The organism is Nocardioides panacihumi (assembly GCF_039530925.1).
In the GTDB taxonomy this organism is placed as follows: domain Bacteria; phylum Actinomycetota; class Actinomycetes; order Propionibacteriales; family Nocardioidaceae; genus Nocardioides; species Nocardioides panacihumi.
Window position 1 is genome coordinate 129,533 of sequence record NZ_BAAAPB010000002.1, and the last position, 24,511, is coordinate 154,043.

At 70.7% G+C, this 24,511-nt stretch carries 22 protein-coding genes, 4 tRNA genes and 1 pseudogene; 9 read left to right on the plus strand and 18 right to left on the minus strand.

Going from position 1 to position 24,511, the window contains the following annotated elements; all coding sequences use genetic code 11:
• Window positions 1–4 precede the first annotated feature (4 nt).
• The 3 genes from ABD205_RS09760 to ABD205_RS09770 are packed head-to-tail and all read right to left on the minus strand — an operon-like array spanning window position 5 to window position 5,285.
• Window positions 5–442, minus strand: coding sequence for a GtrA family protein (locus ABD205_RS09760; protein WP_344044617.1), 438 nt, complete (start codon window positions 440–442; stop codon window positions 5–7).
• Window positions 443–488: 46 nt separating this feature from the next.
• Window positions 489–1,502: a glycosyltransferase gene (locus ABD205_RS09765; protein WP_344044618.1), complete on the minus strand. Its 1,014-nt coding sequence runs from the start codon at window positions 1,500–1,502 to the stop codon at window positions 489–491.
• Window positions 1,503–1,556: 54 nt separating this feature from the next.
• Window positions 1,557–5,285, minus strand: a complete 3,729-nt coding sequence (locus ABD205_RS09770) for a 5'-nucleotidase C-terminal domain-containing protein (RefSeq protein ID WP_344044619.1) — start codon at window positions 5,283–5,285, stop codon at window positions 1,557–1,559.
• Between the two features lie 175 nt (window positions 5,286–5,460).
• Between ABD205_RS09770 and ABD205_RS09775 the strand changes: the two genes are divergently transcribed.
• Genes ABD205_RS09775 through ABD205_RS09785 form a run of 3 tightly spaced genes read left to right on the plus strand, consistent with a single transcriptional unit; the run spans window position 5,461 to window position 8,666 of the window.
• Window positions 5,461–6,687, plus strand: a complete 1,227-nt coding sequence (locus tag ABD205_RS09775) for a YncE family protein (RefSeq protein ID WP_344044620.1) — start codon at window positions 5,461–5,463, stop codon at window positions 6,685–6,687.
• Window positions 6,684–7,712, plus strand: coding sequence for a Kelch repeat-containing protein (locus ABD205_RS09780; protein ID WP_344044621.1), 1,029 nt, complete (start codon window positions 6,684–6,686; stop codon window positions 7,710–7,712). The genes ABD205_RS09775 and ABD205_RS09780 overlap by 4 nt, the downstream gene beginning before the upstream one ends.
• A 42-nt stretch (window positions 7,713–7,754) precedes the next feature.
• Window positions 7,755–8,666 (plus strand): GNAT family protein, encoded by a 912-nt coding sequence (locus ABD205_RS09785; RefSeq protein ID WP_344044622.1) that lies wholly within the window; start codon window positions 7,755–7,757, stop codon window positions 8,664–8,666.
• A gap of 15 nt (window positions 8,667–8,681) precedes the next feature.
• Here the strand turns inward: ABD205_RS09785 and ABD205_RS09790 are convergent.
• From ABD205_RS09790 to ABD205_RS09805, 4 genes and pseudogenes are all read right to left on the minus strand, one after another.
• Window positions 8,682–10,105, minus strand: a pseudogene (locus ABD205_RS09790) (aminobutyraldehyde dehydrogenase).
• Window positions 10,102–11,472, minus strand: a complete 1,371-nt coding sequence (locus ABD205_RS09795; RefSeq protein WP_344044623.1) for a flavin monoamine oxidase family protein — start codon at window positions 11,470–11,472, stop codon at window positions 10,102–10,104. Before ABD205_RS09795 ends, ABD205_RS09790 begins: the two are co-directional and overlap by 4 nt.
• Complete coding sequence (locus ABD205_RS09800) at window positions 11,469–11,630, minus strand: hypothetical protein (protein WP_344044624.1); 162 nt, start codon at window positions 11,628–11,630, stop codon at window positions 11,469–11,471. The genes ABD205_RS09795 and ABD205_RS09800 overlap by 4 nt, the downstream gene beginning before the upstream one ends.
• Before the next feature lie 25 nt (window positions 11,631–11,655).
• A complete protein-coding gene (locus ABD205_RS09805) occupies window positions 11,656–13,077 on the minus strand; it encodes an APC family permease (protein ID WP_344044625.1) in 1,422 nt (473 codons plus the stop codon).
• Window positions 13,078–13,235: 158 nt separating this feature from the next.
• On the opposite strand from ABD205_RS09805, the gene ABD205_RS09810 reads away from it, so the two are divergent.
• On the plus strand, window positions 13,236–13,802 hold the full coding sequence (locus tag ABD205_RS09810) for a TetR/AcrR family transcriptional regulator (RefSeq protein ID WP_344044626.1): 567 nt from the start codon (window positions 13,236–13,238) through the stop codon (window positions 13,800–13,802).
• 8 nt (window positions 13,803–13,810) lie between these two features.
• Here ABD205_RS09810 and ABD205_RS09815 read toward each other — a convergent pair whose 3' ends face one another.
• From ABD205_RS09815 to ABD205_RS09845, 7 genes are all read right to left on the minus strand, one after another.
• The gene (locus ABD205_RS09815) at window positions 13,811–14,761 is read right to left on the minus strand and encodes an acyl-ACP desaturase (protein WP_344044627.1); all 951 of its coding nucleotides are present in this window, start codon (window positions 14,759–14,761) and stop codon (window positions 13,811–13,813) included.
• 83 nt (window positions 14,762–14,844) lie between these two features.
• On the minus strand, window positions 14,845–15,516 hold the full coding sequence (locus ABD205_RS09820) for a potassium channel family protein (RefSeq protein ID WP_344044628.1): 672 nt from the start codon (window positions 15,514–15,516) through the stop codon (window positions 14,845–14,847).
• A gap of 84 nt (window positions 15,517–15,600) precedes the next feature.
• Complete coding sequence (locus ABD205_RS09825; protein WP_344044629.1) at window positions 15,601–16,890, minus strand: alkaline phosphatase family protein; 1,290 nt, start codon at window positions 16,888–16,890, stop codon at window positions 15,601–15,603.
• Window positions 16,891–16,942: 52 nt separating this feature from the next.
• Window positions 16,943–18,082 (minus strand): alkaline phosphatase family protein, encoded by a 1,140-nt coding sequence (locus ABD205_RS09830; protein ID WP_344044630.1) that lies wholly within the window; start codon window positions 18,080–18,082, stop codon window positions 16,943–16,945.
• A gap of 190 nt (window positions 18,083–18,272) precedes the next feature.
• Window positions 18,273–18,347: transfer RNA gene (locus tag ABD205_RS09835), tRNA-Val, on the minus strand.
• 22 nt (window positions 18,348–18,369) lie between these two features.
• Window positions 18,370–18,443 (minus strand) — tRNA-Cys (locus tag ABD205_RS09840).
• Window positions 18,444–18,463: 20 nt separating this feature from the next.
• Window positions 18,464–18,536 (minus strand) — tRNA-Gly (locus ABD205_RS09845).
• 161 nt (window positions 18,537–18,697) lie between these two features.
• On the opposite strand from ABD205_RS09845, the gene ABD205_RS09850 reads away from it, so the two are divergent.
• Window positions 18,698–19,513, plus strand: coding sequence for an aminotransferase class IV (locus ABD205_RS09850; RefSeq protein ID WP_344044631.1), 816 nt, complete (start codon window positions 18,698–18,700; stop codon window positions 19,511–19,513).
• 5 nt (window positions 19,514–19,518) lie between these two features.
• Here the strand turns inward: ABD205_RS09850 and ABD205_RS09855 are convergent, their stop codons facing one another.
• Window positions 19,519–19,965: an SsgA family sporulation/cell division regulator gene (locus ABD205_RS09855; RefSeq protein WP_344044632.1), complete on the minus strand. Its 447-nt coding sequence runs from the start codon at window positions 19,963–19,965 to the stop codon at window positions 19,519–19,521.
• 191 nt (window positions 19,966–20,156) lie between these two features.
• On the opposite strand from ABD205_RS09855, the gene ABD205_RS09860 reads away from it, so the two are divergent.
• Together ABD205_RS09860 and ABD205_RS09865 are read left to right on the plus strand one after the other, a co-directional pair.
• Window positions 20,157–20,231: transfer RNA gene (locus ABD205_RS09860), tRNA-Val, on the plus strand.
• A gap of 495 nt (window positions 20,232–20,726) precedes the next feature.
• Window positions 20,727–20,897: a hypothetical protein gene (locus ABD205_RS09865; RefSeq protein ID WP_344044633.1), complete on the plus strand. Its 171-nt coding sequence runs from the start codon at window positions 20,727–20,729 to the stop codon at window positions 20,895–20,897.
• 286 nt (window positions 20,898–21,183) lie between these two features.
• Here the strand turns inward: ABD205_RS09865 and ABD205_RS09870 are convergent, their stop codons facing one another.
• From ABD205_RS09870 to ABD205_RS09880, 3 genes are all read right to left on the minus strand, one after another.
• A complete protein-coding gene (locus ABD205_RS09870; protein ID WP_344044634.1) occupies window positions 21,184–21,849 on the minus strand; it encodes a hypothetical protein in 666 nt (221 codons plus the stop codon).
• A 70-nt stretch (window positions 21,850–21,919) separates the two neighbouring features.
• Window positions 21,920–22,462 carry a bifunctional adenosylcobinamide kinase/adenosylcobinamide-phosphate guanylyltransferase gene (gene cobU, locus ABD205_RS09875; protein WP_344044635.1) on the minus strand — a complete coding sequence of 181 codons (543 nt, stop codon included), beginning with the start codon at window positions 22,460–22,462 and terminating at the stop codon, window positions 21,920–21,922.
• Window positions 22,444–22,971, minus strand: coding sequence for a 2'-5' RNA ligase family protein (locus tag ABD205_RS09880; RefSeq protein WP_344044636.1), 528 nt, complete (start codon window positions 22,969–22,971; stop codon window positions 22,444–22,446). The genes cobU and ABD205_RS09880 overlap by 19 nt, the downstream gene beginning before the upstream one ends.
• 33 nt (window positions 22,972–23,004) lie before the next feature.
• Between ABD205_RS09880 and ABD205_RS09885 the strand changes: the two genes are divergently transcribed.
• Together ABD205_RS09885 and ABD205_RS09890 are read left to right on the plus strand one after the other, a co-directional pair.
• Complete coding sequence (locus ABD205_RS09885; protein WP_344045851.1) at window positions 23,005–23,634, plus strand: class I SAM-dependent methyltransferase; 630 nt, start codon at window positions 23,005–23,007, stop codon at window positions 23,632–23,634.
• A gap of 187 nt (window positions 23,635–23,821) precedes the next feature.
• Window positions 23,822–24,511 (plus strand): DUF222 domain-containing protein (locus ABD205_RS09890; protein WP_344044637.1); only part of this gene is annotated, 690 nt, incomplete at its 3' end.

A 24,511-nucleotide genomic window follows, 5' to 3' on the forward strand; every position in this document is an offset into this window, starting at 1 on the left:
CCGCTCAGTGGCGCGGTCGGTGGAACGAGATGCGGGCGTGCCCGAGATACGTCGTGACCACCACGATCGACAGCGCGATGACCTGGGCCGGGAGCGGCGGCACGTGCGCCAGCTCGACGAGGGCTGGCAGGAGTGCCGCGTTCAGCGCGAACGCGGATGCCTGCACCGTGATGTAGCGCACCAGGTCGACGAGCACGTTGCCCTCGACCTGGAAGACGAGCCGCCGGTGCAGCACGAAGCCGACAGCGATGCCGACCATGTAGGCGAGCACCAGCGCGCCCAGGTAGCCCACGGTGTCACCGAAGAGGCGGACGAAGAGCGCGTACGCCGCGAGGCCGACCAGCGTGTTGAACCCGCCGACCAGGAGGAACCTGAACTGGCGGCTCCGGGCCCACGACGAGAGCCGTGACCACGCACCGGTGCGCACCTCGGTATCCGACACGAGCGGCAACTCTACGGACACCTCGGTCGCGCCGGCCGCGCCCGGGTCAGCTGCCGTCATGGCGCCGACCGAGGGGCCCCGACTCGGGGTCGCCGGTGACGAGGTAGAGCGGCCGCCCCATCGCCATGTTCACCGCCACGCCGATGTATTCGGCGACCACACCCAGCGAGAACAGCATGAGTCCGGCACTCACCAGCGTCACCACGATCTGCGACGTCCACCCCTTCGGGACGTCACCGCCGTTGAGCCGGTCGACGACGAGGCCGACGGCGAGCAGGATCCCGAACAGCGCGAAGGCGACGCCGATCAGGCTGACCAGGCGCAGCGCCCGGGTGCCGGTCGTCAGCACCATGCGCCAGAAGTGCGACAGCAGGGTCCGCGTGTTGTAGCCCGACTGTCGCTCACCCTCGTCGCGCAGCCGGACGGGCGACGTCACCGGGTTGCGGGCGACCCAGCTCAGCGCGACATCGAGGTACACGCCCTGACCGACGTACGCCGCGACGCTGCGGCCGATGTCGCCCAGCACGAGCCGGAAGCTGTGGAACTGCGAGGCGTCGGCACCGGTGCTCAGCAGGTTGAGGAGCCACTTCGCGGCCTTGGACGTCGCGTTGCGGAACCAGGAGTGCGGAGCGGCGTTCGTCGGTGCGGCGTAGACCAGTGAGGCCTGGTGCCGGAGTGCGGAGTCGAGCAGACCGCCGATGTCGGCGGGGTCGTGCTGCCCGTCCTCGTCCATCGTCACGATCCACTCGCCGCTCGAGCTCGCCATCCCGGCGATCGTCGCCGGGTGCTGGCCGAAGTTGCGGCTCAGCCAGACCGGTCGGACCCACGGATGATCCGCCGCCAGCTCGCGGATGATCGGCGCCGACCGATCCGGACCGCAGTCGTGCACCAGGATCGCCTCGACGACCCGGTAGGGGTTGCCGTCGGGCGTCTTCTGCGGCGTGACCAGCTCGGCGATCTCGGCGACCAGCGCTCTCAGATGGAGCTCCCCCCGGTAGACCGGGACGACGATCGAGACGGTGTGGACGTCGGGCTGGTCCGGCTGGCCATCGGTGCTCACGCCCCGACTATAAGAGGTGCGGTCCGTGTCCAGCGGGTCGGCGACGCCCGGCGCTCACCCCTTCGCGATCCGACCGTCGGTGGAGTACGTGAACGGGTCGGGCAGACCGCGCACGTAGGCGACCAGCGGCACCAGCTCGGCATCGGGCGTCTGGACGATGCTCCCGGCCTTCTCGAGCACGGTGAACCCGTCGCCGCCACCGACCATGAACGAGTTGGCGGTGCCGGTGTAGGTCACCGAGTCGTCGTTCGGGATCGGTGTCGAGCTGTCACCGGCGGCACCCAGCCAGACGCCGGTGATCGAGCCGGAGCCCTGGGAGCCCGTGTAGGTGAAGTGCAGGCCGGAGATCTGCATGATCCCGCCGGTGCCGGTCGCCAGCTGCTGGTTGAGGAGCGCCCACACCTGCGTGCCGGTCAGCGTGAAGGTGTCGAGGTAGTCGTCCTGGAACGGCTGCATCGTGAACAGGTTGCCGTAGGTCACGGGACCCGCGAGCAGGCCCGCCCGCACCGAGCCCGTGTTCACGAAGGCCAGCTGCGTGTGGGCGTAGGCGCGCTGCGCGTCGGCGATCAGGTCACCCGCGGGGGACTCCCCCGCCGGCGTCGCGCCGCCCTCGCGCTGCGAAGGGATGTCGGTCGCCGCGTGGTTGATCAGCTCCTGGGTGACCGGGTTCGTCGCCTGCACCGCCGCGTCGACGACGGCCTGCACCTGCGGGTCGGGCTGGACGGGAGTCCCGAGCGGGTCGGTGGACAGCGGCGGCTGGCTCTGCCACGCCATCCGCACCCGGCCCCAGCTCGCCGCGATCGTGCCCCGCTCCCGGTCGAGGAGGAGGTGCACCTGGTCGAACGCACGCGTGTACGACGACGCCTGCACGACCAGCCGGCCACCGATCCGGGCGTCGAGGACCGTGTGGCTGTGGCCGGCGATGACGACCTTGACGGCCGGGTCGAGCTTCCCGGTGATGGTGGCGATCGGGTCGCTGAGCGTGCCCACCGGGTAGGTGCTCTGGGTGCCACCTTCGTGGATCACCGCCACGAAGGCATGCACGCCGCGGTGCTGCAGACGGCGCACGTTGCTGTTGATCGCGGCCGCCTCGTCGGTGAAGTGCACTCCGTCCGTGCCGCCAGTGGTCACGATCGACGGCGTGGTCACCGTGGTGGCCCCGATGAACGCCACCCGGACGCCGCCGATGCGCCGGACGACGTACGGCGGGAGCAGCGGGCGGCCCGTCGCGTTGCTGATGACGTTGGCGTCGACCACGGGGAAGTCGAGGCCGTCGAACGTCACGCTCGGGTCGATAGCCGACGTGCCGCCGTACACCTGCTTGAGCATCTCCGGCACGCCGCGGTCGAACTCGTGGTTGCCCAGGGTGCCGACGTCGATGTGCATGAGGTTGAGCGCGTCGAGAGTCGGCTTGTCGCGCAACAGCGCCGACTCGGGCGGGCTGGCGCCCACCATGTCACCGGCCTCGACGGTGAGGGTGTGGCGGTCCTCGGCGCGAGCCTGCTTCAAGTACGTCGCCAGGACGCCGAGTCCTCCGGCGGCGTCCCTCACACCCGTGAACGGGTCGGTCTGCGTGAGGCCCTTGCCGGTGATGTTGCCGTGGACGTCGTTGATCCCGAGCAGCTGCCCGGTGACGTACCGGTGGCCGTCGCGCATGATCGAGGTGAGCACGCGCCCCTGGGCCTGCAGCGGCGGGTCGAACCCGCCCAGCACGGCCAGCGTCGGCGCCAGGTCGACCGCCCGCACACCCTTCACCGCCCGGACGTGGGCGATGTCGGGGCCGCCGGCGACGAAGGCGGCGTGCATGTTGATGTTGTGCGCCAGGTCGACCTGGTCGGGCAGGTAGCCGTGCTGCCCGAAGAACAGCGACGGTGCGACCAGCGTGCCGAGCGTCGCGCCGTCGAACTGGTACGGCGGCTTCGCGATCACGACGACGTCGCCGGTGCGCGTCGGGTTCAGGGAGTCGGAGCCGTCGACGTCGGCCATCTGCGCCTTGGTCAGGACCTTCTCGATGATCGGCTGGCCCGTGGCCGGGTCGGTGAGGCTGCGGTAGGCGTCGACGATCCGCTGCACGGTGGCGCCGTAGTCCGCGCGGTCGAGGACCCCGTCGGGCGCCTGGGAGTGGCGACCCTTGACGTCAAGGTAGATCTGGGCCGTTCCTCCGGCCTCGCACTGCTTGGCGATCGTGCCACCCGGCGCGCTCGCCGCGGCCGGCCGGCAGTTCGAGGTCTGCTCGACGTCCTGCAGGCCGAGCTGCTTGAGCGGCAGCGCGGCGTCGATCGCCAGCCACTGCGGGGCGAAGCCGTGGTCGGCGCTGGCGAGGATGTCGGCGTCGCGGCCGAGGTAGGTGCGGACGAGACCCAGCTGCACGTCGGCGCTGGTGTAGGCGCCCTCGAGGTAGGCCTCCCGCTGCTGGACCCGTCCGTCGCGCGGACCGGTGCCCTTCACCCGGTCGTAGTACGGGTTCGGCGACCCGTCGGGCGCCGTCCTGGTGAGCAGGCCGAGGACCTGGTGGCTCACCTCGTCGGTCTCGTCGGTGCCGGCGAGCAGCACGTCGGTGTCGGGCTGCAGCTGGGTCAGGACGTACTTGAGCACAGCCGCCTCGTAGGCGCGGTTGAGGCCCACCGTCTGCTGGTACCACGTGTCCTCGTCGATGATCCCCGCCTCCTCGGGGGCGAAGTCGCCGAAGACCGCCGGGGGCAGGTTGTCGTTGACGTACTTGGCGAGCTTGTCCTCGCCCGGCGCACCTGCGGGGAGCGCGTCGCACGCCGCCGTCGCGCAGTGGGCGTTGGCGCGGGTCACGGAGGTGAAGTAGAGACCGAACCGGGACAGGTCCGGGGCCAGCGTCATCAGCTTGACGTAGAACCCCGCGGTCTCGCCCGCCGCCGCCCCCGTCAGGGTCACCTTGATCGGGCTGTACTGGCCGGGCACGAGAGTGGCCACGGCGTGGCTGCCATCCTTGCCGGCGGTCGTGGGCACCATCAGCGCACGGTCGTAGCCGGCCGACCCGGTGGCGTACACGTAGAGGTCGAAGACGCGGTCGGGGTTCAGCGCGGCCGAGCTCGACTTCACGAGCAGCTGGGTCTGCTGGGCCGGCCGGCTGCTCGCCGGCACGTTGCTCCAGCCGGTGGCCGGAGTGAACGCGGCCACCTGGTAGCTGAGCCCGAACTTGGCGGCACCGGCCTGCTTCGTGGCATCAGCCGGGGTCTCCAGGACGCCACGGGTCGAGAAGAAGGTGTCGAAGTCGACCGTCGGCCCGTTGATGTTGGCGTTCAGACCACCGGTGAAGTCGACCTGGGCGACGGTCTTGCCGGCGGCCTCGGCGGCGGAGGCGACCGACTGCGCCTCGAGCACGTTGGTCGGATCGCTGCCCGGGCTCGCGCCGTTGCCGTGGAAGGCGAACGACGTGCTGGCCGTGAACGGCTGCCGGGTGTCGTAGAAGGTGTTGTTCGTGCTGCCGTGCACGCCTGGCCACGCACCCGTGGCGAGTGTGTACCAGCCCTGGCCGGTGTTCGGCGGGAAGCCCTGCGTCAGGCCGTTGTCGCCCGTCGCGCCCTCGCGCATGAGCGAGGCGTACGTCGGCATCTTGCCCTCAGCCGCGAAGCGCTGCATGAGGTCGGGCCGCATGCCGTCGGCGCCGAAGAGCACGACCGGGTGGTCGTGGCTCTGGTGATCGTGACTCTGGTGATCGTGGCGCGTGGGCGGTGGGCCGCCGTGTCCGTTCGACGCCACGGCCGAGACCGGGACGGCGAAGAGGGCGGACGCCAGCAGGGCGATGGGCACGGCACGACGAAACATCGCAAGACCTCCCGAGTCGGCTCCCCGTTGAGCCGGGACTCACACAACTCCCGACGTCCACCCGCCGTCAATGCCCGGGCGGCAACGGCACGTGATGATCCTCCGGATGGGGTAGGCGCGAGTCAGGTTCGTGCCAGGTGATCGCCGCTATCTTGCAGACGTGACGACCGCGCGCGCATTCGTGTTCCTGACGGCCGGCCTGGCTCTGACACTGAGCGCCTGCGGGAGCGACGGCCGGTCGGCGCACCGGTCCCCCGTCTCCCCGACCGCGACCCCGAGCGCTCCGACCGCGTCTGGCGTCGCTGACGCGGTGGCCCCGGCGACGAGACAGGTGCTCCCACCGCCGTTCCGCCACCGGATCCCCGGGATGCCCGCGCCCCTGCCCGGAGGTGTGTACGCCGCCGCCGGACCCGGCATGGTCCAGCCGGCGCTGAAGGCGCAGCCTCACCTGCTCTACGTCCCGGACAGCGAGGTCGACGGTCGCACGGTCGTGATCTCCCAGCGCACCCACCGCATCGTGCGGGTGCTGGACACCGGCGCGCTCGACCAGCACGTCACCCCGTCGTGGGACCTGAGGACGCTCTACGTCGAGGCCAGCGCCTCCGACCACCTGGCGAAGATCGACCCGGCCACCGGCCGCATGACCGGCACGGCCGCCACCAGCCGCCCGTACAACCTGTACTTCACCCCGAACGGCCGCCAGGCCATCGTGATGGACGAGCAGCACGACGAGATCGTGTTCAGCGACCCGCGGACCTTCAAGCGTCAGCAGGTCGTCTCCGACCCCGCCTGCAGCGGCCCCAACCACGCGGACTTCTCGGCGAACGGCCGCTACTTCATCGTGAGCTGTGAGTTCTCCGGGGAGCTGCTCAAGGTCTCCACGATGCGCCACCGGGTCATCGGGCACCTCCGGCTGGGGATGCCGGCGATGCCCCAGGACGTCCGGCTGGCGCCCGACGGGCGCAGCTTCTTCGTCGCCGACATGGGACGCGACCGGCTGCTCCGGATCGGGTGGCGGCACTTCCGCATCACGCACAGCTATCCGACCCTGGCAATGCCGCACGGCATCTACTTCAGTCGCGACCAGCGCGTGCTCTACCTCTCCGACCGGATGGCCGGGGCCGTGCAGGTGTTCAACCTCGCCAAGGGACGCTTCACCCAGACCTGGCGGATCCCCGGCGGCGGCTCCCCTGACATGGGCGGGCTGTCGGCCGACGGCCGCACCTTGTGGCTCTCCGGCCGGTACGACGGCGTCGTCTACGGATTCGACACCTCCACAGGCAAGCTCATCGCGAAGATCCCGGTCCCCGCCCACAGCCCGCACGGCCTCCTCGTGTGGCCACAGCCCGGGCGCTACTCACTCGGTCACACGGGACTCATGCGGTGACCGGCCCGAGTCCCGCCCGCGCCGTACTCGCCCTCGTCGCTGCGACCCTCGCCCTCGGAGCCTGCAGTCAATCCGGCCAGCATCGGCCCGGCCAGGGTGCGGCGTCGCCCGCCGCCGCCGGGCACGACGCCAGCGTGTCCGCCTCACCCTCCGCGACGACGACCGCTCCGCCCGCGCCGCGCCGGCTCCGGGTCGCGCCGGCCGGGTTCCGACTCCCGATGGCGTTCGGCCGCGAGGCGGTGATCAGCACCGGCTGCAGCGCGTTCGTGGCCGGCGGCTTCGTCGGTGGCGACTCCTCGATCGCCGACGCGTATCGCATCGACCTGCGGCACGGTGACGTCAGCAGGCTGCCGCACCTCCCTGTGGCCGTCCACGACACCGCGGGCGGCCTCGCCGGTCGCCCGGTGGTGGTCGGAGGCGGCAACTCGTCCGAGCAGAGCGTCGTCCAGGGCTGGGACGGCAAGGCGTGGAAGGTCATCGGCCACCTGCCCCAGGCCCGCTCGGACCTGGTCGCCGCGAACGTGGCCGGACGTCTCGTCGTCGCGGGCGGCTACAACGGGACGCGCCCCGCCGAGCCCGGCATCCTGAGCTCGGCCGACGGCAGCACCTGGAAGGTCATCGGGACGCTCCCGGTCCCGGTCCGCTATCCGACGAGCGCGGTCGCCCGCGGCGCGGTCTGGCTCTTCGGCGGGGAGTCCTCCGGTGCCATGCAGAGCGCGATCCAGCGCATCGACCCTGCCACGGGGCGAGCCCGCGTCGTCGGCAGACTCCCCCACCCGCTGGGTCACGCCGTGGCCGTCGCGTTCGGCACACGGATCCTGCTCGCCGGGGGACGCACCGACGCCGACACCATCACCGACGCCATGTGGTGGTTCGACACGGACACGGGAGCGGTCACCAAGGCCGGACACCTCCCTCACCCCCTGTCGGACTCGGCCGTCGCCCAGTGCGGCGACACCTCCTTCGTCCTCGGAGGCGAGAGCTCCTCGGTCACCGACCGGGTCCTGAGGATCACCTACCGGTAGCGGTCGTGAGCTGACGTGGCGCGGGCGACGTACGCTGCCGGTGTGCGTGGGTCTCCCACCATCTCCCGGCGGACGGCCCTGATGCTGGCGATCGCGGCCGCCTCAGGCGCCTGCAGCGGTCAGCACCAGGTCGCCACACGCCCGCCACCGGCCTCACCGGAGCCGAGTGAGGCGCCGACGACCGCGACGCCCTCGACGTCTGCGACACCCTCCGCCGCCGCGACCGCACCGGCGCTGCCGAGCGTCGCACCGTGGCGGCCGGGCGCCGGCGAGCTCGAACCGGCGGCCAAGGAGGCGGCCGTCCGCCGGATCGAGGCGCTGGGCGACGACGCGAACCACCGTGTCGAGATCATCGACGCGCAGTACGGCGGCCTCCTCGCCAGCACCGCCAGCGTGCTGGTCGTGTGCCGCAGCCTCGCCCGTCGGGCGGGTCGCGTCGTCGCAGGCGGGCACACCTACGACGTCCGCCTCGTCCTCCGCGGCGGGCGGTGGCGCGTGACTGAGATCCACCCGAGCCGTCCCGGACGTCCCACGTCGGACCCGTCCGCGGCGGCGCGGCACGTCCTGGCCAGCCCGCGCATCGCCCTGCCACCGGCCGCGCGCGCCGACGTGGCCTCAGGCACGGTCCACGACACCGTTCTCGAGGCCATGCTCACCGTGTCGCGCCGCTGGCCGATCGGTGTGAGCGTGGTCCGCACCGGCCACCCGACGTACGTGTTCGGCACGGTCCGCCCCAGCGACCACCCGCTCGGCCGCGCCTTCGACACCTGGCGGATCGCCGACCATGCCATCGTGCGTCCGAGCACGCCTCCCGGCCTGATCACCGCCTACATGGAGGCCCTGGCGGGCGCGGGCTCGTACAACGTCGGCGGCCCGATCCTGCTGGGATCCGCGCCGCAGTACTTCAGCGACCGCACCCACCACGACCACGTGCACGCGGGGTTCACGGCGTGAGCCGTGCCGGCGGGGTCACGCGAAGGCGTGCATCACGTGCTTGACGCGGGTGTAGTCCTCGAGCCCGTAGTGCGACAGGTCCTTGCCGTAGCCGCTGCGCTTGAACCCGCCGTGCGGCATCTCGGCGGCGAGCGGGAGGTGGGTGTTGACCCAGACGCAGCCGAAGTCGAGCTCGCACGTCAGCCGCATGGCGCTGGCGTGGTCCCGGGTCCAGACCGAGGCGGCGAGGGCGTAGTCGACGCCGTTCGCGAGCGCCAGCGCCTCCTCGAGGTCCCCGAAGGTCTGCACGGTGAGGACCGGGCCGAAGACCTCCTGCTGGACGACGTCGTCCTCCTGCCGTACGCCGGCGACGACCGTGGGCGCGAAGAAGAAGCCGTCGTCACCCACCCGTGAGCCGCCCGTCAGCACCTGCGCGTGAGGCGGAAGGGCGTCGATCACGGCACTGACCCGGGCGAGCTGATCGGCGTTGTTGAGCGGCCCGAACAGCGCCCCCTCGTCCGAGGGCGGCCCGGTCCGCACCTGGGAGGCGGCCTTCACCAGCCGTCGGTGAGCTCCGCGGCGATCGAGTCGTGGACGAGGACGCGCGTGGCCGCCGTGCAGTCCTGCCCGGCGTTGGCGAACGCGCCGGCAACGATCCCGTCGACCGCCGCGTCGAGGTCCGCGTCGGCCAGCACGACCGCAGGGGCCTTGCCGCCGAGCTCCAGGTGGGCCCGCTTGAGGTCGTGTGCGGCGGAGGCCGCGACCTGGCGGCCCGCGGCCGTCGAGCCCGTGATCGACACCATCGCCGCGTCCGGGTGCGCGACCACGAGCCGGCCGGTCTCCCGGTCGCCGCAGACGACGTTCAGCACCCCGGGCGGGAGCACCGCAGCGGCGGTCTCCGCGAGGAGCACAGCGCTCAGCGGCGTGGTGTCGGACGGCTTGAGCACCACGGTGTTGCCGGCGGCGAGTGCCGGAGCGACCTTCCAGATCGCCATCAGGAACGGGTAGTTCCACGGCGCGACCTGGCCGACCACGCCGACGGGCTCGCGCCGGACGTAGGAGGTGTGCCCGTCGACGTACTCCCCCGCACCGATGCCCTCGAGCGAGCGCGCCAGACCGGCGAAGTAGCGCAGGTGGTCGATGCCGGCGAGGATCTCGTCGTCCCGGGTGGCCGCGACCGGCTTACCGGTGTTCGCGACCTCCGCCTCGACCAGGTCGGCGACCCGCGCCTCCAGCGCGGCGACCAGGGCGAGGAGCAGCTGCTGGCGCTCCCCGGGCGTCATGCGCCGCCAGGGCCCGAACGCCCGCGTGGCCGCCGCGAAGGCTGCGTCCACCTCCGGCTCACGGGAGAGCGGCGCACAGCCGAACACCTTGCCCGAGCACGGGTCGACCAGGAGGGACGTCTCGCCCGAGGCGGCCGGGACGAAGCGGCCGCCGATGACGTTGAGGACGCTCGTCACGGGTGGACGCCCTCGATCAGACGCCCCGCGATCTCGTCGCCGACCCGGATCGCGCCGTCGACGTGCTGGAAGCCCAGGCCGGCGACGTCGCTGCTGCCGAAGTCGAGCGCGCCGAGGGGCTCGCGGAGCACCGCGCCGTAGCGGGTCAGGCCACCGAGGTCGAAGCTCGTGCCGTATGCCCCGCCGGTCAGCTCCTGGTGCTGCCAGTCGCTCTCGACGTACACCAGCGGCTCGCGCGCCTGCTCACCGAAGTAGGTGGCCAGCGACGCGAGGATCCGCTCCCGACGCTCCTGCGCGGAGGCTCGGCCCACCTCGTCGGCGTTGATGTCGGAGACGAACCCGACGAGGAAGCCGCGCTCGTCGCCGTCCGGGGTGTTGTCGTAGACCTCGTGCACCAGCTCGTACGGCCCGAACCCGGTGCCGCTGAGCCCCTGCTCACGCCAGAACGGCGAGGCGTACGCCGCCTGCACCTTGACCACGAGTCCGAACGACTGGTGCTCCCGTGCCATGCGGTGCTCCGCCGGCAGCTCGGGCGAGAACCGGATGCGGCGTACGACGGTCGGTGGGACCGCCAGCACGACGTGCCGGGCCTTGAAGGTCTGATCGCCGACGTGCACGACCGCGCCCTCGTCGCTCCACTCCACGAGGCTGACGTCCGCCTCGAGGCGCACCCGGTCGCCCAGCCGGTCCGCGAGCGCCCGCGGCACCGACGCCAGGCCGCCGTGGACGCGCCGGTCCAGGATGAAGTCAGCGTCGACCAGGTTGGTGAACGAGCCCGCGCTGGCCGCCATGAGCACCGCCTGCAGGGCCGAGAAGGCGTGCGCGGGCTTGGTCAGCATCGCCGGGCCGACGTACATCGCGACGTTGTCGCACGCCTCGACGTCGTCGCACCGCTCCTCCAGCCAGGCGCGGAAGGAGACACTGTCGAGGTGGGTGGCGTCGGGGTGCTCCCACGGCCGCGAGGGGTCCATCTCGCCGGCGAGGCCGTCGAGCGTCTTGGTCAGCTGCGCGATCGCTGCCGCCGTCGTCTCGCTGACCGGCAGGTCGCCGGTGAACCGCATCGGGGTGCCCGCACGGCCGACGTACAGGGAGTCGCCGGACCGGTAGCGCGGGAAGGTCTCCAGCCCGAGCTCGTCGACGAGGCCGAGGAGCGCCGTCTGGTCGGGCGAGACCCACTGGCCGCCGACCTCGAAGTCGGCCGAGGAGTCGGCCTCGTCGTGTTGGGCGTGCCGCTCGGTGAGCAGGCGTCCGCCGACGCGGTCGCGTGCCTCGAGCACGAGCACGTCGTGGCCGGCGCTCGCCAGCCGGTAGGCGGTGGTCAGTCCGGTCACGCCGGCGCCGACCACGATCACGTCGTGGTTCGTCATCGGAGGACTCCGTTCGAGAGGTGGATGGTGGTTGGACGGGTGGTGGTTGTCGCAGATCCGCGGCCCGCGAGGAGCGGAAGGCCGGGGTCCCAGGTGGTGCCCTCGCGCAGGTCCCGCTCGCGGCGGGCGGTGCCGAGCCGCGGGCCGTGGCGGACCATGATCGGGCTCCTTCGGCTCTCGGTCTCAGGCGTCGGCCGCGACGGGCTCGAGCGCGTCGTCCGAGGGGTCGACCACCACGAAGCGCTCGTGCGGGCGCCGGGCGAGGTAGAAGACGTAGTAGGCGGCGGCGAGGCCGAGGATGATCGCGGTGGCGATGACGTCGGAGCGGGCCGCGCCGAACAGGGCGTAGCCGACGGCGACGATGACCAGGAGGGGCGCCAGCGGCCACAGCGGCATCCGCCACCCGGCGACGGTCGAGGGCTGGCGCCGCACCCGCAGGGCGGCAAGTGCCAGCACGACGTACATCACCGAGACGATCACCGAGGTGATGCCGAGCAGTGCCTCGATGTTGACGGCGTACGCCAGCACGGCCCCCGGGATGCCGATGGCGAGGGTCGCGACCCACGGCGTGTTGTAGCGCGGGTGCAGCCGGGTCAGGGCCTCGTTGACCGGACGCGGCCAGGACCGGTCACGCGCCGACGCGAAGACGACGCGGCCGTTCTGCAGCACCATCACGATGACCGCGTTGAGGATCGCGATCGCGATGGCGACGTTGACGGCCATGCCGAGCCCCTGGCCACCCCACTCGTGCACGAACTCGGAGAAGTTGCCGGTCGCGAGGTCGCTCAGGTTGCCGACCGCGAGGACCGTGGTGATGGTCGGGACGAGGATCACGACGGCCCCGAGCCCGAGCGAGGCGAAGACGATGCGTGCCACGTTGCGACGCGGGTCGATGACCTCCTCGGCGAGGTACGCCGCCGTGCCGAAGCCGCTGACCACGAACGTGCCGACGGCCAGGCCGGAGATCAGGATGCCGACCGTGAACGGGTCGAGCCCGCCCGCGGCGTTCGCGACGTGCGGCGCGACGAGCTCACCGGGGCCGCGCTGCAGGTGGGTCAGGCCGAGGATGGTGACGACGATCGCCGCGACGATCTCGAGGGCGAGGAAGATGCCCGTCACGAACGCGTTCGACTTCACGTCGAGGATCGCCGTGACGCTGGCCAGCAGCATGACCGCCGCCGCGGTCGCCCCGCGGGGCAGGTCGACGATGTCGCTGAGGTAGTCAGCGGTGCCCAGCGCGATGATCGGCGGGATCACCCACAGCTGGACGGCGGCGAGGGCGAAGGTGAGCCAGCCGGCCTGCTTGCCGAGCGTTTGGGTGACCATGGCGTACTCGCCGCCCGAGCTCGCCGTACGCGTGCCGAGCTCGGCGTAGCAGGCGCCGACCGCGATCGAGATGAGGACGCCGGCGAGGATCGTGAGCGGTGCGCCGCTCCCCTGCGAGCCGAGGACCTCCGGGACGATGATGAACAGGCTCGAGGCCGGCGTGATGCACGAGAGCACCAGGAGCACCGCAGTGCCCGGTCCGAGGACGCGGGCGAGCTTGCGCTCGGACTCGATCGGCGTCACCGCCTCGTCGGCGGTGAGCATCAGGGGTTCGGTCATCGAGGGGGGCCTTCCTCTGGAGAGCAGACTTTGAACGTCGTTCAAATGTTTGAACAGCATTCAAAGTGACGCATGTCACCGCTAGAGTCAAGGCCTGTCCACGACAATTTGCCGACCCGAGCGAAAGGCAGGTGCGCGTGCCCCGTCACAACCGCCGCATGGAACGACCGCGTGAGCAGGTGCTGACGGCGGCGCTCGACATGGTGGCCGAGCACGGCCTCGGCAAGCTCACCATGGCGTCGTTGGCCGCGCGCCTCGGGACGAGCGGCGGACACCTGCTCTACTACTTCAAGACGCGGGACGGCCTGCTGCTGGAGACGCTGCGCTGGAGCGAGGCGGGGTACGCCGACCAGCGGGCGCCGGTCCTCGAGAGCGCGGCGGCGGGCGGCCGGCAGCGGCCGGACGTGACCGCGGTCGTCGACTTCGCCGACGTCTACCTGGCCATCGACGAGAAGGACCCGCGCTGGCAGCTGTGGCTCGAGCTGTGGGCACGCGCGCCGTACCACCCCGAGCTCGCCGAGGCCCAGCGTGAGATCGACTCGTCCTGGCACGTCGACCTCGTGCGGCTGCTGAGCGACGCACTGCCCGAGCGGACCGACCATGAGGGCCTGTCCGAGCGACTGCGGGCGATGTGGGACGGGCTCAGCGTCGGCATCGTCACCGGCGGCGGCCGGCGACTGCGGTCCACCGCGCTCGACCACACGGTGGCCGTGCTGGCCGGGTAGCCGCTCCCTCAGGAGGCGACGATGTCCTGCGCCTCCTCGCGGGCGGCCGCCCTGGCCCGTCCCTCCTCACGCCGGTCGACGAACTTGGTCGCCTGCTCGTCGAGCGCCTCGAGGAAGGTGCTGAGCTCCTCGCGTGCCTTCTCGCCCTCGGGGCCGAGGTCGGTGCGGTCGAAGAAGTCCCAGTGCCGCAGCACCGGCATGATCACGTCGTCGTGGTGCAGCCGGAGGTCGTAGATGCCGGACTTCGCGATGATCATCGAGTTGCGCCGGAAGCCCGCCATCGTGGCACCCGGCATCTCGAAGCCGGTCACCTCGTTCGTGATCGCCCGCATGGTGGCGTCGGGTGCGATCTCCAGCGCGGCCGACACGATGTTGCGGTAGAAGACCATGTGCAGGTTCTCGTCCTTGGAGATCCGGGCGAGCATCTTGTCGGCGATGGGGTCGTTGGTGACCTTGCCGGTGTTGCGGTGCGAGACCCGGGTCGCGAGCTCCTGGAACGACACGTATGCCACGGCCTCGAGAGCGGTCTTGTCACCCGAGTCGTAGCCGGACGTCATGTAGTCCATCCGGGCGCGCTCGAGCTCGACCGGGTCGACGCCGCGGGTCACGACGAGGTAGTCGCGCATGGCGATGCCGTGCCGGTTCTCCTCCGCCGTCCAGCGGCCGACCCAGGTGCCCCAGGCGCCGTCGCGGCCGAAGCGCGTCGCGATCTCGCGGTGGTACGACGGCAGGTTGTCCTCGGTGAGCAGGTTGGTGAACATCGCGGCCTTGGCCGTCTCGGACAGCTGTGACTGCTCGGGATCCCAGTCCTCGCCGCCGAGCAGCGCGAAGTCGCGACCCTGGCTCCACGGGACGTAGTCATGGGGATGCCACTCCTGCGCCATCGACAGGTGCCGGTCGAGGTTGGCGGCGACGACAGGCTCGAGCTCCTCCAGCAGGTTGGTCGGCGTTGTGGTCACGGAAGCTCCCTTGGTCGCATCGGCCCCAACCCCGAGGCTACGGCACGTCCGAGGGCACCCATCCAGGGACCGAGACGAGCGTCCTAGTCGGCGTCACGTTCCCGCTCGGCTCGCTCGTCGGCCACCCGCCCGAGGATCCACGTCGCGACGGACGCGGTGACGGCGCCGACGACGCCGATCCCGATCAGCATCAGCACAACCGCGACCACCCGGCCCTGGAAGGTCACCGGGTACAAGTCCCCGTAACCGACGGTCGTGACGGTCGTGGCCGCCCACCACAGGGCATCGCCGAACGTCGTGATGTTTGCTCCGGATGCGTCCTGCTCGGCATCGAGTGTCGCGAGGGCGCCGAGGAGGACGGCGAGCGACGCAGCCCCGGACACGTAGACCAGCACCCGCCCTGCGAGGTTGCGCGTCGCCGAGCGGTCGAGGATGCGGACGAACGCGAGGAGCCGGAGCAACCGCAGCGGCCGTAACACCGGAAGCACGACCAGCGCCACGTCGTACCAGTGCGTCAGCGCGTAGCGCTTCCGCTCCCCCGCCGCGAGGTGGAGCCGGATCGCGAAGTCGACCGCGAACGCGAGCCATACGGTCCACGACACGATCCCGAGGAACCCGCGCAGTTCGTGATCGATGCGGGGATCGAGCACCGGCCAGGCGTACGCGACGAGGAACGCGAGCGCCAACAGGATGAGCGGGACCTCCGTACGGCGCTCCCAGCGCTGTACCGGCGTCGGCGATGCGACCACTGCCACAGGGGGACGGTAAAGCCATTGGACGGCGGCTGCCCGGGACACGCCCGCGGGACAACCAGGTTCGAAGACCGCCTCGATCCCGGCTCAGACCACCCCGCCGGTGCGCCACCCGTTCGTGGCGGCGAGCGCCGCGAGCCGGTGCCAGTCCTCGTAGTCCGCTGTCCCTTCTGGACCGCATGCCGCGCTGACCGCGGTCGGCACCGTCCAGCGCGGCGCCGTCAGGTTCGGCGCGCGGGCGAAGTCGAGGACCTCCGCGATGTTGCGGGCCGCCGCGTCACGAGGTGTCAACGGCGGCAACCCCCAGCGCCACTCGATCATCTTGAGGACCGAGGTGTGGTCGTAGACGTTGTGGGACACGAAGCCGCGCCGCGCCCGGGGCGACACCATCAAGGCAGGCGTGCGGAAGCCGCGCATCCCGGTGCCCGCCTCGGGGGTGGCGTCCGGCGCGACGGTCGGTGGCACGTGGTCGAAGAATCCGCCCCACTCGTCGTAGTTCACGACGAGGGCGGTCCTCGCCCAGGCCGGTCCGCCGGTGACGGCCTCGTAGACCTGATTGACGAAGGACTGGCCGGCACGGATGTCGGCGTGGGGGTGGTCGTCGGCCGAGCTGCCGCTGCCTTCGTCGAGGAACTTCGGGTCCAGGAACGACACGGCGGGGAGCGTCCCGGCCGCGGCATCGGCCAGGAACTGCGGATAGGTGCGCGCGATGTCGACGTACTTCGTGCCGTAGAGCGCGAGGAACGGCACGTCGACGTAGTAGTACGCCCGCGGGACGCCCTTGTCGGCGAGCCGGTCCCAGATCGTCGGCATGGTGGCGATCGCCGTGGAGTTGTGGAGCCGATCGGTCCGGGCGCTGTGCTGGTAGAACCGGTTGGGGTAGGTCTCCGCGAGAGTGGCGGAGAAGTACCGGTCGAACGTCGTCCAGTAGGGCATGGCCTGCCCGTAGAAGCCGAGATCAGCCTGGGTGTAGTAGCCGATGGCGAACTCGTCGTTCTCCCCCGCGCGCAGCCACCCGTCGCAGCGCCCGCCGTTGTACTGGACACGACCGCCCTCGTAGGAGTGGTCCGGGTCCGGGTGCGCGCAGCCCTGGTAGTCGGTGAGGTGGTGGGTCTGCCTGGTGACACCGTCGCGGTCGACGTACGAGAGGCCAGCCTGCCTGCCGTCGGCGCCCTCGAGCCAACCCAGGTAGTGGTCGAAGGAGCGGTTCTCCATCATCAGCACCACGATGTGGTCGATGCCGGAGGCGCCCGGCGAAGGCAGCGGCGCGGTGGCGGCCGAGGCGGTGTCGGCGTGACTGCCAACGGCCAGCGCACCCGCGGCGCCGGCGGCGCCGGCCAGGACCTGGCGACGGCTGAGGTCGGGAGGAGGTGTCATGAGAGGTCCTCGGCTGACTCAGAGGGGACGAGTCGGTACGACGCGGCGGCCATCAGCCCGCTGCCCAGACGTCGTAGCCGAAGCCACGGGCGGTGCTCGCGTACCCGAGCGGCGCAAGGCCGAAGATGTCCTCGATGGAGCGCAGCAGGGAGTAGTGGTTGTAGCCGGTGTCGTTGATCGTGCCCGCCTTCAGGAAGGGGGATATGAGGACCGTACCGGTGCGGCCGCCGCCGAGGCCGTAGATGCCGGGCAGGGGCGAGTTCGGGCCCGGGCCCTCGCCGCAGCACGCGTCGGCACCGCTCTGGGTGCCGGTGTCCGCCTCGTCGAAGGTGATCACCAGGAGTCCGTCCTTCGTGAACGCGGGTGAGGCCAGGATCTTCGGGACCCAGGTCTGCAGCCACTGGTCGGCGGTGGCCAGCCCGCCCGGCCGGCCGTCGACGCACGGGCTGTCGTGCGCGTCGTCGCACAGGTCGGGCGTGATGTAGGTCAGGTTCCGCGTCGTCGCGGTCGTGGCCAGGTCGGTCGGCAACTGGTTCAGGTCCACGTCGTCGGCCGCGCACGACGGGCGATCGATGATGCTGTGGAAGTAGACGAACGGGTTGTGTCGGGCCGCGTACTGGTCGCCGACCTTCGCCTTCTGCGTGTCGTCGGGTGCGTTGGCCGCGGGATGCCGGCACGGCGTCCCCATGTCCTCCATGTAGCCGCGCCACGTCAGGCCCTTGGCCTCGAGCTGGTCGGCGACGGTCTTCACCCCCGCCGGGTAGACGCAGCCGTTCCCGACGGCCTGCTGCGGCGCGACGGTCCCGGCCTGTGCGAAGTCCGAGTAGGTCTGGCAGTCAGCCTGCGTCTGGGAGTTGGGGCCCTGCCCGCTGATCTGGGCGACGTAGTTCGGCAGGCTGTTGTGTGCGGTGCCGTAGTACTGCGTCAGGAGCTGCCCTCCGTCGCGCAGGGTCTTCGACAGGTACGGCGCCGCGGAGCCCGGGCCGAACGTCTCGTCGTAGCCCTTGTTCTCGAGGTTGATGACGAACACGTGCTTGATCGGCGGAGCCGTGGTCACGCCGGACTTCGAAGTGGTCACCGTCCGTACGGCGGAGACCCCTCCTCCGGAGACGCCGACCAGGCCGGCGGTGGCCCCGACTGCGAGCAGGAGTCCGGCTGCGCGGGCCCGGGTGGCATGTCGTCGGAACTGCATGAAGTGATTCCTCCTGGTGGTCGGGCGACATCTGGCCCGTTCGTTCCCACCAGGGGCAACGGCGCTGTGGACCTGAGGTGACGCTCCGGTGAACGCCGATACGAAGTCGCCGAGGAGGTCTCGTGGCAGGACCGGAGATGCGAAACGGCCCCTGGCTCTGCGTCTCCGCAGGCCAGGGGCCGTTTCGTGGTGGTGGGCGATACTGGGTTTGAACCAGTGACCTCTTCCGTGTCAAGGAAGCGCGCTACCGCTGCGCCAATCGCCCAGGTCTTGAGTTGTTGATGGGTTGGAGGTGGGTACGGGATTTGAACCCGTGTACACGGATTTGCAGTCCGTTGCCTCGCCTCTCGGCCAACCCACCGCGGAGGCTGTGCACCTCAGAGCGGACGACGAGGCTCGAACTCGCGACCTCAACCTTGGCAAGGTTGCGCTCTACCAACTGAGCTACGTCCGCTTGTTGCCGTTCGGCCCTTTCGGGCTGTCCTGGCGACGTCGAGAACAGTAGCGGATCGCCTACAGGCCGCCAAATCGGGGTCGGATCGTTCGCGAATCGCCCTCACCAACCCCACCCGTCCCACCACTGATCAGTGGCCCCACCTCACTACAGTGAGGCCCATGCGCGCCTGGCTCGACGGACACCTGCTCGATGACCCCACCGCCCCGGCCCTGCGGGTCGACGATCACGGCGTGACCGTGGGCGACGGAGTCTTCGAGGCGATCAAGGTCATCGACGGTCTCCCGTTCGCACTCGACCGGCACCTCGAGCGGCTACACCGCTCCGCCGCCGGTCTCGGCCTGGAGTCGGTGGACGACGAGGCACTGCGTCGGGGCGTCAAGGAGGTCCTCGCCGACCCCCTGCCGCTCGGCAGGATCAGGATCACCGTGACCGGCGGCCCCGCCCCGATGGGCTCGGGTCGCGGCGACGCCCGGCCCACGGTCGTCGTCACCGCCGACGTGATGCAACCCTGGCCCGCGGCCACGTCCGTCGTCACGGTCCCGTGGCCGCGCAACGAGAAGGGCGCACTCGCCGGCCTGAAGACCACGTCGTACGCCGAGAACGTCGTCGCGCTCGCCGAGGCGCACCGTCAGGGAGCGACCGAGGCGGTGTTCGCCAACACGCAGGGTCATCTGTGCGAGGGCACGGGGACCAACGTCTTCTACGTCGTCGACGGCGAGCTGCGGACACCGTCGCTCGCCAGTGGCTGCCTGGCCGGCGTCACACGCGGCCTGATCCTCGAGTGGTACGGCGGTCGCGAGGTCGACGAGCCGATCGACGTGCTCGAGCAGGCCAGCGAGATCTTCCTCGCGTCCACGACCCGGGACGCCCAGGCCGTCGTCCGCTGGAACGAGCGAGACCTCCCGCACGGCCCGGTCACCCGAGCTGTGCAGGAGGTCTGGCGAAGCAGGGAGTCAGAGCTCCTGGGTCACTGACCGCGTCACGGCGTCCCGAGGAGGGCCGCGACCAGTCCGTCGAGGTCCAGGTGCTTGCTCTCGGACCCGACCGGGACCAGCTCGAAGGTGCGGCTCAGGAACGACTGAAGCGCCAGCGAGTCGGTCTGGGCGACGAGCCGGCCGTCGGGCGAGCAGAAGTCGAGGATCGTGACCGCGTTCGCGTCCTCGTCGATGCTCGGATAGACCTTGACGTCGCCGTCACCGCACGGCGACGCGAGGCCTTGCAGGAGCAAGGTGCGCGCGAGGACCCATTCGACATCACCCCCAGCCGAGTGGAACACCATGGACAGGGCGTACGGGTCGTCGGCGCGGTAGCCCAGTGTCGTCGGGACCTCCACGGCCCGGCCCCACTGGTCGACGCAGGAGAGCAGGACCGCTTGGCTCACTCCCCCGCTCGTCGTGCGGATCGGCTGCATCGGCTGCTGGGTCATCCTTGGTCTCCCCTTAGTTGCTTGCTCGCTCTGTTAACGAGACGGGGGCGAAAAGGATCCGTGACGTCAGTCCGGCACTTCAGAGAGACAAATCTCAGACAGAACCGCGTCATGGGCGGCGAATGTGAGTCCCCAGGGCCGATGCGCTAGTGTTCCGACCGCATCACCGGTCACACCGATGACCGAGCGATGGGTGATTGGCGCAGTGGTAGCGCGCTTCGTTCACACCGAAGAGGTCACTGGTTCGAACCCAGTATCACCCACCAGACACAGCCCCTGACCTGCGGAGACGCAGACCAGGGGCTGTTCTCTCTTGACCCCTCACGAGTGGGGTTCCGAGCTTCTGTCACCTTGCCCTGGCCAACTCCAGCGCTCGCACCGAGGGCGTGCGCGATCGTGACGTTGCCGAGCTCATGTTCAACAAGCGGTGATCTGGAGTCACGAGGCGTTCGGTACGTCCGCGCTACCGGCAAGACCGACACATCGACCCGCACCCCCCGCGCCGCTGACCAGCCATCGGGCGCCCGCCAACGAGGGGTGGGACCTCTTCCGTGTCGCGCTCGGTGGGCTGGCCGCCTGATCGTGGGCACGCACGCATGCGTGCATCGGAGTCCTGCGAATCAGGCACGGGGGCTTGACTTTTCGACTGAACCACAACAAGTTGGGTATTCGTCCTCAGTGGCCGCGACACGCGCGGGCAGTCGGAGTGACTCTCGGAGGAAAGTAATGATGGTCCGACCCCGCCTTCGTGGCATAAGTGGATGAACCCCAGGAAGCCGAGCGCCGTCTGGGCCGCCGGCGGCGTCGCCCTCGGCATGTTGATCCTCGTCGCCTTCTTCACGCCGAGGACGTCGTCGGAGTGGAGGCTCTACCTGGCGGTCTTCGCGGCCTGCACGACCGGAGCATTGTGGGGTTCGTGGCGGCACCGCTAGCGCCAACGCGCGGATCACCAGTGGAGAACGCCGGATGGCCGCCCTGGTCCTTCCCCCGAAGGACCGAGGCGGCCGCCCCGTGCCGGACGATGGGGGTCCGACACGGGGTGGAGCGGGTGGTCGGCAACGCGCCGTCACGACGCTTCACGGACGAGCGTGCCAGCCGCTCGCCCCTGCGTCCGCGCAATGGGCCCGGATCGGCCACCACGTACCGCATTTGAGGTATGCGCGGACGCACGAAGGCCCCCGTCCGACCGGACGGGGGCCTCACGACAGGTAGGGCCACTCAGCCGACGTGGACCCGCGGGCCGAGCGGGAGCGGCACGGTCGGCGCGTTCATCTGCGCGGTGGAGATGGTGCCGACGCCGGCGATGTCGACGGTGCCGGTGGAGCCGTCGGAGCCGTCTGACATCGGGTCGAAGTTGTCGTCCGCGAGCGTCTTGATGATGGAGTCGGTGGTCGCCAGGGCGGCGCCGGCCTGGACCCAGCGCGGGTCACCGAGGCACGTGCGCGGGATGACGGCCATCACGTAGCCACGCGCCGGACGGAACCTCATGCTGATGCCCGGGCACACGATGAGGTGGGCCTGACCCTTCGTCATGAGGGCCATCCGCATGCCGATGTCGGCGGTGCCGTTGAAGAAGTACGACGGGCCGGTCGGCCCGGTCTTCACCTTCGCGACCAGCAGCGTCTGGTCGAGGTTGAGGTGACGGGCCTGCACCCTGATCCGGACGGTGTGCCGCGTGTGCGTGGTCGTCACGGAGGTGATGTCCCCGCTCGGGCCGGACACCTTGGTCGGCGTGTCACCCGTCAGCGAGTAGACGTCGCCGGTGGCGTCGCGAACGGTCTTCGAGGCGGCGTATGCGCCCTGGCCGGTCGTCAGCACCACCGCGAGGAGGACGGACAGGACTCCGAGGATGCGTGCCCCGAGGGCGCGCGAAGGCATGGACATGGCGCGCACACTATGTTGCGCGCACCCCTTCGCGCGGCGAAACGTAGGACTCCGAGACGAAGGTCTCGGCTCAGAGCCTGAGGACGCGACCCGCGATCACGAGGTGGACCTCGTCACAGGCCGACGCGACGCGCTGGTTGACGCTGCCGAGCAGATCACGGAAGAGCCGCCCGGAGCGATAGGCCGGCACTACCCCCAGCCCCACCTCGTTGGTCACCAGCACCACGTCGGACGCGGTCGCGGCCAACGCTGCGACGACGTCGTCGAGGAGCGCGTCCACGACCCCGGCGACACGGTCGGAGGACGCCTCCCACAGATCGCGCTCGTCCACCACCGCTGTCAGCCAGGTGCCGAGGCAGTCGACGAGGACGGGGCCGGCGGTCGTTGCGAGCACGCCGGCGAGATCCGGCGTCTCATGCGTGACCCAGTTCGCCGGCCGGGCGGCTCGGTGCGCGGCCACTCGCGCGGCCCAGTCCGCGTCGTCGTGCTCGGGGGACGGCCCCGGGGCGACGTACGCGACATCGTCGGCCGTGCCGAGCAGCTCCTCGGCATGCCGCGACTTGCCCGAGCGCACTCCCCCGGTGACGAGCACCTTCATCGGCCGAGCTCCCACTCGGCGATGGTGCGGCAGCCGTGGTTGGCGTACCACTGCAGGCTGATGCGCTCCGCCCGGCAGCTGGCGGGCAGCAGACCGCCGAGTGCCGCGCGGGTCCGCTCGACGCCGACCCCGCCGAGCAGGTGGTCGACCGTGAGGTGCGGGATCGCGTCGAAGAGGCCTTCGTACGGCGGGCACTGCGGGAACGCCGCGGCGAGCTCGGCCGTCAACGACTCGAACGGTCTCGACGGCACCGGATCGAGGTAGATGGTCCCGCCGGGGAACACGTGGACATCCGCCAGCGTGAAGTCGAACGGCTCCGTCGCCGAGGCGAGCTTCGCCACGCGCTCCAGGTCGTCGGCCGAAGGCAGCGCCAACCACGGCGCGAGCAGCGTGATGTGTGCGTGCACGAACGACGGGTCGGCCGAGAGGAAGGAGTCGTCGTAGTGCTGCGTCCGCTCCACCACGAACGGCTCCAGCTCGGGGACGGGCACGACCAACACGCTGTGCCCCGACGCCCGACCCATGGCGACACCCTAGGGTCTCCTGTCGTGACAAACATGCCGGCCGACCTCCTGAGCCATGCCGTGGCGGCCACCGGGTTCATGCCGCCCGACGAGGGCGAGCTCCTGTACCGGTATGCGGTCCAGCAGCTGCCCGACGGCCCGGCGCTCGAGGTCGGCACCTACTGCGGCAAGTCCGCCGTCTACCTCGGCGCCGCGGCCCGCGAGACCGGTGGCACCGTGTTCACGGTCGACCACCACCGCGGCAGCGAGGAGAACCAGGCCGGCTGGGAGCACCACGACACGTCCCTGGTCGACCCCGAGACCGGGCTGATGGACACTCTCCCGTCCTTCCGGCGCACCATCCAACGGGCCGGCCTCGAGGACCAGGTGGTCGCCGTCGTCGGACGTAGCACCACCGTCAGCCGGTGGTGGCGGACGCCGCTGGCGCTGCTGTTCATCGACGGTGGTCACGGCGAGCAGCCGGCCCGCGACGACTACGAGGGTTGGGTCCCCCACGTGATGCCCCACGGCCTGCTCGTGATCCACGACGTCTTCCCCGACCCGGCCGACGGCGGGCGTCCGCCGTACGAGCAGATCTACCTGCCCGCGCTGGCAAGCGGAGGCTTCGAGGAGATCGAGGCGCTCGGCTCGATGCGGGTGCTGCGAAAGCTCCACGGGCGCTGACGGAATCTTTGCGTTCTTGTTCGAACACGTGTACGATTGGTAGCGATCGTCAGCCGCTCCGGTGGCTCCACCTCCACGTCGATCAGCAGACCGTTCTCTCCTACCCGTGTCGCGCATCCGTGGAGTGTTGATGAGTGTTGTGGACCCCGAACCATCCGGTCGGCCCGTGGCGTCGCGGGCTCATGGGGTGCATCGGTTCCTGGGTCGGTTGCACGAGGTGCTGGACGGGGTGCTGGACGGGGGCGAGGTCGATCGGTTGTGGGCGCTGTCCCCGGAGCAGCTGGGTGAGTGCCTGCGTGAGGCCTATGCCGCGGTGGCGCGGCTGGAGCAGCTCACCCTGGCCCTCCTCGCCCAGGCCGACCGGTGCGACCTGGCCGCCTACGACGGTGAGACCAGCCTGGTCGCCTGGCTCCGCGACCGGGTACGTCTGGCCCCTGGTTTGGCGAAGCGACAGATCACGCTGGCTCGGGGGTTGGAGGAGCATCCGTTGACCCGGACAGCGCTCGCGAACGGCGCGTTCCCGACCGCCTCCGCCACGGTCATCCTGGCCGCCCTGGACGCCCTGCCCGAGGAGGTCGACACCGACCTGGTGGCCCGGGCCGAGGAGTACCTGGCCGGGCAGGCCCACACCCACGACACCCACACCCTGCGCCGGCTGGCCGACCACCTCGAGGAGGTCATCGACCCCGACGGCGCCGACGCCCGCCTCGCCACCCAGCTCGCCCGCGCCGAAGCACGCGCCGCCCGCACCACCCTCTTGAACCTCACCCACGACGAGGTCACCGCCACCACCACCGGCAGCTTCCGCATCCCCCTGCTCGACGGGGTCCGACTCCAACGCATGCTCGAAGCACTCCTCAACCCCGGCCGACCCGAC